The sequence below is a fragment of the Nocardiopsis sp. TNDT3 genome (assembly GCF_003427465.1).
GTDB classification, from domain to species: Bacteria; Actinomycetota; Actinomycetes; order Streptosporangiales; family Streptosporangiaceae; genus Nocardiopsis; species Nocardiopsis dassonvillei.
In genome coordinates, this window is sequence record NZ_QPFC01000239.1 from 1 (window position 1) to 1,743 (window position 1,743).

1 rRNA gene is annotated in these 1,743 nt (G+C 56.2%); it reads left to right on the forward strand.

Going from position 1 to position 1,743, the window contains the following annotated elements:
- Positions 1 to 74: 74 nt before the first annotated feature.
- Positions 75 to 1,743: ribosomal RNA gene (locus DQW06_RS06575) — 23S ribosomal RNA — on the forward strand; the annotation flags it as partial.

The window sequence follows — 1,743 nt, forward strand, 5'->3', positions numbered from 1 at the left end:
TGTGAGTGGTGTTGGGGTATGCGGTTGGTGTTTTGATTTGTGAATAGTGTGCGCGAGCATCTTATTATCTGTAGTGGCCAAGTGATAGTGGCACACGGTGGATGCCTTGGCACCAGGCGCCGATGAAGGACGTGGGAGGCCGCGATAGGCCACGGGGAGCTGTCAACCGAGCTGTGATCCGTGGGTGTCCGAATGGGGAAACCTAGCCCGAGTTGTGTCGGGTTGCCGCCATCTGAATGTATAGGGTGGTTGGTGGTGACGCGGGGAAGTGAAACATCTCAGTACCCGCAGGAAGAGTAAACAACAGTGATTCTCCTAGTAGTGGTGAGCGAACGGGGAAGAGGCTAAACCGTAGGCGTGTGATAGACGGCAGTCGTTGCGTTTGCGGGGTTGTGGGACATATCTGTTCAGGTCTGCCGGCCTGGAGCGTTGATGTCGGTGTTAGTTGAAACCGTTGGGAAGCGGTACCGGAGTGGGTGAGAGTCCCGTAGATGAAGGTACCGGCTAGACGTTGATGTGTTCCCGAGTAGCGCGGAGCCCGTGAAAGTCCGTGTGAATCTGGCAGGACCACCTGCTAAGCCAAAATACGTCCTGGTGACCGATAGTGCACTAGTACCGTGAGGGAAAGGTGAAAAGTGCCCCGGTGAGGGGTCGTGAAATAGTACCTGAAACCGTGTGCTGTCAAGCCGTCAGAGCTGAAGCTTGTCTTTGGTGATGGCGTGCCTTTTGAAGAATGAGCCTGCGAGTCATGGTGTGTGGCGAGGTTAACCCGGGTGGGGTAGCCGTAGGGAAACCGAGTCTGAATAGGGCGATTTGAGTCGCATGCTGTGGACCCGAAGCGGAGTGATCTACCCATGTCCAGGGTGAAGCGGGGGTAAGACCTCGTGGAGGCCCGAACCCACCAGGGTTGAAAACCTGGGGGATGAGGTGTGGGTAGGGGTGAAAGGCCAATCAAACTCCGTGATAGCTGGTTCTCCCCGAAATGCATTTAGGTGCAGCGTCGCGTGTTTCTTGCTGGAGGTAGAGCTACTGTTTGGCTGATGGGCCCGACAAGGTTACTGACGTCAGACAAACTCCGAATGCCGGTTAAGTGAAGCGTGGCAGTGAGACTGCGGGGGATAAGCTTCGTAGTCGAGAGGGAAACAGCCCAGATCATCAGCTAAGGCCCCTAAGCGTGTGCTAAGTGGGAAAGGTTGTGGAGTTGCTGAGACAACCAGGAGGTTGGCTTAGAAGCAGCCATCCTTTAAAGAGTGCGTAATAGCTCACTGGTCAAGTGGTTCTGCGCCGATAATGTAGCGGGGCTAAAGCACACCGCCGAAGCTGTGAAGCTCACACGCATGTGTGGGTTGGTAGGGGAGCGTCGTGCGTCCGGTGAAGCTGCCGAGTGATCGTGTGGTGGAGGGCGTGCGAGTGAGAATGCAGGCATGAGTAGCGATAGCAACGTGAGAAACGTTGCCGCCGATTGACTAAGGGTTCCTGGGGCAGGTTAATCCGCCCAGGGTGAGTCTGGACCTAAGGCGAGGCCGACAGGCGTAGTCGATGGATAACGGGTTGATATTCCCGTACCCGTGCACGAGCGTCCAGTACTGAATCAGGTGATGCTAACCACGCTGGTGGTCTTGGGTCCCTTCGGGGAGCTTTGACTTACTGGTCTGGGAACCGAGCTTGTAGTAGGTAAGTGATGGGGTGACGCAGGAGGGTAGCTCTACCCGGCGGTGGTTGTCCGGGGGTAAGCGTGTAGGC